General features: G+C 49.5%; 5 protein-coding genes. All 5 read right to left on the bottom strand.

Annotated features, from left to right (window positions below):
- Nucleotides 1-19 precede the first annotated feature (19 nt).
- Nucleotides 20-1,123: a prohibitin family protein gene (locus Q0314_RS05665; protein WP_122863408.1), complete on the bottom strand. Its 1,104-nt coding sequence runs from the start codon at nucleotides 1,121-1,123 to the stop codon at nucleotides 20-22.
- A gap of 8 nt (nucleotides 1,124-1,131) precedes the next feature.
- Nucleotides 1,132-2,046 (bottom strand): branched-chain amino acid transaminase, encoded by a 915-nt coding sequence (locus Q0314_RS05660; protein ID WP_297968719.1) that lies wholly within the window; start codon nucleotides 2,044-2,046, stop codon nucleotides 1,132-1,134.
- Between the two features lie 115 nt (nucleotides 2,047-2,161).
- Complete coding sequence (locus tag Q0314_RS05655) at nucleotides 2,162-3,001, bottom strand: hypothetical protein (RefSeq protein ID WP_298057421.1); 840 nt, start codon at nucleotides 2,999-3,001, stop codon at nucleotides 2,162-2,164.
- A gap of 396 nt (nucleotides 3,002-3,397) precedes the next feature.
- Nucleotides 3,398-4,237, bottom strand: coding sequence for a DUF3737 family protein (locus Q0314_RS05650; RefSeq protein WP_298057419.1), 840 nt, complete (start codon nucleotides 4,235-4,237; stop codon nucleotides 3,398-3,400).
- A gap of 409 nt (nucleotides 4,238-4,646) precedes the next feature.
- A partial coding sequence (locus Q0314_RS05645) for an aryl-sulfate sulfotransferase (RefSeq protein WP_298057418.1) occupies nucleotides 4,647-6,331 on the bottom strand: 1,685 nt, incomplete at its 5' end.

The raw sequence follows: 6,331 nt of genomic DNA, 5'->3' as shown, positions 1-6,331 counted from the left end.
GAGCCGCTTCAAGCAAAAGTTATTGCGTTATCGCGCTTTGCTTCGCCTTATCCTTCGTATCTACCCAGATATTCGGCACCGCTCCGCCAGGCGTTAAAAATATCTTCGCGTCGTTGTTTTCGCGTAGCGCCTCGTTAAATTTACCCTGCGTCTCGATCTGCTTTAAATTTAGCAAATTTTGATCGAGGCTTTTTGCGACCTCTTTGTTTGCGTAGGCTTGCGCGTCGGCTTCGATCTTAGCGGCGTCCGCGCGACCCTGAGCTTCGATGATAGCGGCCTTTGCCGTACCCTCTGCGAGGGCTGCTTTTTTGAGCGCCTCTTGATTTGCGCGCTCTACTTCGTACTTGGTTCGCTCGGCCTCTTGTTTGGCGATTTGTACGCGCTCAATCTGCTCTTTTACTTTTTCAGGCAGGATTATCTCGCGAAGCTGCACGGTTAGTAGCTCGACTGGTTTGTTCGGCTGAGCGTCGATATCCTTGCGGATACCCTCGTCGATAGCCGTGGCTAGGTCGTTTCGCTTCGTCGGAAGCTCCTCAGCGGTGTATTTACCCGCGATACTGCGCACGACGTCGCGTACGACGGGATCTACGATCTTGTTTTCCCAACTAAGCCCCCAAGACGCGATCGTTTGAGGTGCGTTTTCCGGATTTAGGCGGTACTGCACGGTGATGTCGATGCTAACAGGCAAGTTTCTCGCATCCAAAACGGAGATCGAGTTTTTGCGGATGATGCCCGCTTGAGCCTGCGCGCCGTACTTTTGCGCCGCTTCGCCCATATCTTCGCCCGACGTGTAGTTGATGAGGCGCACGCGCGTATCGACTACGATGACCTTTTGCAAGAACGGGATAAAGAAATGCAGTCCCGGCTGCATCGGAGACGGGTCGTATTTACCCAAATTTGACTTGATGCCCACTTCGCCCGAGTTTATCGTGACGAAAGGCTGCGTAAGCGCGATCACGGCCACGAGCGCGATGATGACGTAGGCAAAGGCTGAAATTTTGCCAAATCCTTTAAAATCAGGCGTTTTAAAATTTACTTTTGGGCCCTTGCTCTCGCCGCCGTTATCGTCTCCGCCGCCGGAGCCTCGTTTTTTATTAAAATAATCGTTCAAATCTGCCGGCATTTCGTTCCTTAAATGTAAGTTAGCATCGAGGCGTATTTTGGATTGCGTCCGTAAACTACGTCAAAATACGCGTCTTGTAGGCGTTTAGTTACCGCTCCGCGCTCGCCCGCGCCGATCACGCGGTTGTCGATGTTGCTTATCGGAGTGACCTCAGCCGCCGTACCCGTGAAAAACGCCTCGTCCGCAGTATATGCGCGGTCGCGAGTGATGCGCTCTCTGCGCACTTCGATGTCTAGATCGCGAGCGATTTTGATGACGGTGTCTTGCGTGATGCTAGCTAGGCTGCTGTCGTTTGGAGGAGTGATGAGCGCGCCGTCTTCCACGATGAAAAAGCACTCGCCCGGCCCCTCCGAGATGTAGCCCTCGCTATCAAGCAGCAACGCCTCGTCGTAGCCCGCCTCTTTGGCTTCGTAGTTTGCCATTTGCGAGCAGAGGTAGTTCGAGCTTGATTTCGCGCGGCTCATTTGACCGCCGACGTTTAGTTTGGCAAAGCTTGAAATTTTCACGCGGATGCCTTTTTTAAGCCCCTCTTCGCCTAGATACGCACCCCACTCCCATGCGGCGATTGCCGTATTTACGGGAGCTTTGGTGTGAGCTAGACCCATCACGCCGTAGCCTAGGTAAACGATCGGGCGTAGATAGACGTTTGATTTAAATTTATTTGCGCGAAGTAGCTCGACTTGCGCGTCTTCAAGCTCTTTTTGCGTGTATTTGACGTTTAGGATCGTCATTTTGGCTGATTTTAGTAGGCGCGCGGTGTGATCGCTTAGGCGAAATATCGCTAAACCTTTATCCGTCATATAGGCTCTTGTGCCCTCAAATACGGCGTTTGCATAGTGAAGCGAGTGGGTTAAAACGTGGACTTTAGCGTCCTCCCATTTGACTAATTTTCCATCCATCCAGATAAATTCGGAAGGGTTCATTTGGCATCCTTTTTTATAAAATTTGCTGAGTGTAGCTAAAATTTCTTTAAAATTTTGTAATGTTTAAGATTTCGTCCTAAAATTTTGAGCTTGCTAGGCAAAATTTACTCCGATTTTACAGCTCATCCGCTACGGTGTCTTCGATATTTTCGGCAAACGGTAGCACGAGCGTCTTACGAGAGCCAAACGCGTTATGCCACAGAGCTTTTTTGATCGCTTCGTAAGGCGTATCGTAAATTTTAGCCAGCTCTTGCAGTAGCTCCTCGGCCATGGCGTCGCTTAAATTTTTACGGCGATAAAATAGCATCAGAGTCGCGCCGATACCGATAAACTCAAACCCGAATCGCTCGTTCATCATCAAAATAAACGCATACGTCTGCTCAGGTTCAAAATCATCGGCAAAATACCCCTGAATCATTCTCGCAAATACGTCCGTACTGCGCTCGCAAGGACACAGATAAACGTCGATATCCTCGTCAAGAGCGTTATAATCGCGGGTATTGAGGTATTCTAGCGCCTTTAATTTATCTGGATAATTTAGGCTAAATTTACCGTAAAATTGGCCAACTTCCGTCTTGTATTCGGGGTTGCGCAGGATACTTAGCATCAAACGAAACTCCGCAGCCGGAAAGTCTTGAGCGTCCGGATTTTGCGCATTATACTCCTCCTCGTCCAGCATCTCGTAACTAGAGCTTGCATGCATATTCGTGTATTCGCACTGCGGAGCGTTTTCAATGATAAAAAGCGGCTTAAATCCAGCATATTGTTCGCACAGGCGGTCGTAGGCGATCGTGACGGCGTCCATATTTTGATGAGCGCGAAGGATACCGTATTTTAGGGTAAAATTCGCTTCGCGCGTGTAGCGCGGATCGGGCTTTTCAAGCCTAAACGAAATAAGCTTTTCGGGGCGACAAATCGTGTAAAAAGCTAGCTTTAATTTTTCAAAAAACGACATATTTTTTCCTTATTTAAATAATTTAATTCTTTAGTTTAAAGGAGTAATTTAAGCCAAAAACGGCTTAAATCTCAAAATTCGGCTTCATATTTAAACATAGAGCGATAATGCCGCAAGCAAAGTAGATGGGCAAGGATAAAGGAGCTATATATAAGCGACTCTAGCCGGCGGCAAAATTTAAACGAAATAATAATTTCTTGTTTGGGGCCAAATTTGAAGCGTTGCTTGGATTTAAAAGCTAATTCCAAATTTGAGCGTAAGAAAAAAAGGCGAAGCATCGCGAGATCATTTTTAACGTCGCTACGGTTTTTGCGGCCAAGGCGCCACAAAAGCCTCTGCTTGCAGTTACAGGCAAACGAAACAAAAACTCATAAAAGCCGCCGGCAAAACGTGCCGTTATTTTTCTAAAATTATCCTAGTAGCGGCCAGATCTATGCACTCTTTTTGCATTATTATTTCGCCTATTTCTTGCGCCCTTATCGCGCCTGAAAGTGGGTTTTTCACGCTAGCTATGCCGCCTAAAATTTCAGCGTCCACGCTTGAGTACTCAAAGGCTAGCGTCGTATCTAGCGTCTGGCAGCCGCGCAGCACGAGATTTTGCACGTAGCAAAGCCCTTGCAAGCTCTCTATCACGCAGTTTTCAAAGGTCACGTTTTTGCTGTTCCACGCGAGGTATTCGCCGCTTATAAAGCTATTTCGCACGGTCACGTTCTCGCAGTTCCAAAAGGCGTCTTTGCTAAGTAGTTTGCTATCCTCGACGAGCAGATTTTTGCAGCCGTCAAAGCCGTAGTTCCCGTCCAAATTTAGCCCGTAAACGCGCACGTTTTCGCAGTTCATCGCAAAATAATCCCCGCGCGCGCAGACGTTTTTTATCTCCACGTCCTCACAGCTCCACAGCGTCTCCTCGGCCTGGGTCAAATTTACGTTTTCTAGCCTCACGTTTTGGCACCTGCGGAAGGATTTTGGCGCCTGGATTAGCGTATCTTTAAAGCTAACGTCCTGCGCGTACCAGATGCCTGCGCGCGCCATTTGCAGTAAAAATCCGTCCTCCACGGCGACGTTTTTGGTGTACCACAGTGGATATTTCCACTCGAAAGTGCAGTTTTTTAGGCGCAAATTTTGCCCGTGCTTTAGCGGCGACTCACCCTCTGCGAACCCGCACCGCTCAAACTCCGCATCTTTTGTGCCAAACATCGCGCGCTCGCCGATAAATTTTTGCTCGACAAATTTTTGCATTTTCGCCTCCGCCGTTTTTTATGTAGATTATATCGGTTTTACGGCAACAAGGGTGTAAATTTGAAAATTCAAAGCTAAATTTATGAAGCAAACGGGTAAATTTAAGCAGTAACGAAAATCCAAGCGTTTAGGCATTACTATTGTCTTTCGGAGTCCTATTTTCCCAAACGCTTGGCAGGAAAAGGTAAGATTTAGACTAGCGCAAAGGATGGAAACGCGAGCCTAAATTTTACCTTTTGCGGTCAAATTTGCCGTATCCGAGCGGGTGCGGGAGGGCGTCAAATTTGATCCAAATTTAAAGCCTGCGACCCATCAATTTGAGCGGGCAAATTTAACCCGGTCGCAAGCGCAAAAATCCAAATTTACCAAAAGGCGGCCCCAAAGCGCACCGGCCGGGAGCCGCTCAATTTTACTTTTCAAACGCCTTTTCTAGACTAAACGGAAACGCCTGATAGCCCATCGCATTGGTCATTTTGATTTCGATTGACGGCTCTTTTGCGCCCCATTCAAACTCGTTGATATGCGGGCTAGGCACGCCGACCGGGCGGCCTTTGGCGATGTCAAACTGCATGCCGGCAACCGCCGAGTAAACCATCACGCTATCAAGGTCATCCTGATACTGCGCGAGCGAAGTAACCGAGCTGTACCACTCGCTGCCGCGCTGTTTGCCGTATTCCCAGACCTGCTCGACGGTTTTAGCTTTTTCGTCGATTTTATAGACGACCGCGCGGGAGTATTTCATACCCGCCATCGCAGGCTGCTCCATGCCGCGGGTGTCGCCGTTGTCAAAGACGGTGAGATACACTACGCCCTTTTTGGACTTGCTATCGATGCGAAATGCCGTATGCTGCGTCCACTGCCAGTCAAATCCACCCTTCTCGCTCTCATATCCCGGGCATTTTGAGTATTCGTCCTCGCAGACGATCTTTTTGCCGTCTTTATCTACCGGCTGGAGCAAGTAGCCCTTAAACTGATCCTTCCAGCCCTTGTGCGCGCCCATTATCCATTTGACTTTTTTGTCGCGGCCGATCTTGATGACGGCGTCTTGGTGGCGGCTGGAGATGATGATACTATCGTCGCTTGGGTCGTAGTCCACGCTATTTACGTGCGCCCAGTTGCGTCCAGGGCCCGAGCCTACGATGTCGCCCCATTTTTCGTTCGTATCCATCGCGGCTAGCTCGTCCGTGCTCGCGGTGTGGCCCGCCTTGCTAGCGTCGATATTTAGGCACACCGCGCCCTGATCAAGCGTTTTTAGCACGATGTCGCGATACGGATCTAAAATTTCATATAGTCTAAAATCATCCACGACGTTGCCGTCGCGATCGACCTCGACGATGACGTCGCGCACGGTGCGGACGTTTTTACCGTCGGCGCGTTTATAGTTGGCGTTTGCCGCGCGGAGGAAGTAGTGTCCGTTTTGCGCTACGTCCATGGAGTGCGAGAAGTCGTTGTAGCCAGCAGGCAGCTCGCGGTTAAAAATTTCGCGCCCCATTATGTCGTATTTGGCATATCGCTGGCCATATCCCCACGTCATCGCGCCGTCGTCGTTTTGCTTAAAGCCCATCATGACGCCCGCGCTAAACGGCTGCTTGAGGTCGTAAATTTTACTCGGCTCCAGATACCAGCGCACTTCGCCTTTGGTGTCTAGCACGAAGTTGTTCGGGCTGTAGTTCCACTCGATCGCGCCGCCTGCGGGGTTGTTCCACACGACCTTGGTGCCTTTGCCCGTTTTATTTACGAAGTTATTTACATAGTAGAGGCGGTTAGCAAATTTAGCGCTCGGAGCCTTTACGACCTCGATTTTATCAAACAGCGCGCCCTTTTGAGACGGCATGCCCGAGCTCTCCAAATAGATCGCCGGAGCGTAAATTTTATAGGTTTCCTTTACGTGCTCGGTCCCACCTTTATAAATTTTATCATACTCGACCTCGACGGTGTTTTGATAGTCCGGATATAGTCCGAAAACCGGAATTCCGCCGTGCGTGCGCAGGTGCTTGTCGGCGACTTTATAGCTGATAACCTGACCGTCCGGCTTTGGCACGATAGTGACTTTCGCGTTTGCTAGCGTGTAGCCGCCGTTTTTGATCACCGCCG

This window comes from uncultured Campylobacter sp. (genome assembly GCF_938040115.1).
In the GTDB taxonomy this organism is placed as follows: Bacteria; Campylobacterota; Campylobacteria; order Campylobacterales; family Campylobacteraceae; genus Campylobacter_A.
Note: the sequence above shows the minus strand (reverse complement) of the source record. Positions and strands in the feature narration are given on the sequence as shown.

What these genes read in the sequence shown, in the direction of transcription:
- Q0314_RS05665 (WP_122863408.1), bottom strand. Translation starts at nt 1,123, where the DNA reads ATGCCGGCAGATTTGAACGATTATTTTAATAAAAAACGAGGCTCCGGC.
- Q0314_RS05660 (WP_297968719.1), bottom strand. Translation starts at nt 2,046, where the DNA reads ATGAACCCTTCCGAATTTATCTGGATGGATGGAAAATTAGTCAAATGG.
- Q0314_RS05655 (WP_298057421.1), bottom strand. Translation starts at nt 3,001, where the DNA reads ATGTCGTTTTTTGAAAAATTAAAGCTAGCTTTTTACACGATTTGTCGC.
- Q0314_RS05650 (WP_298057419.1), bottom strand. Translation starts at nt 4,237, where the DNA reads ATGCAAAAATTTGTCGAGCAAAAATTTATCGGCGAGCGCGCGATGTTT.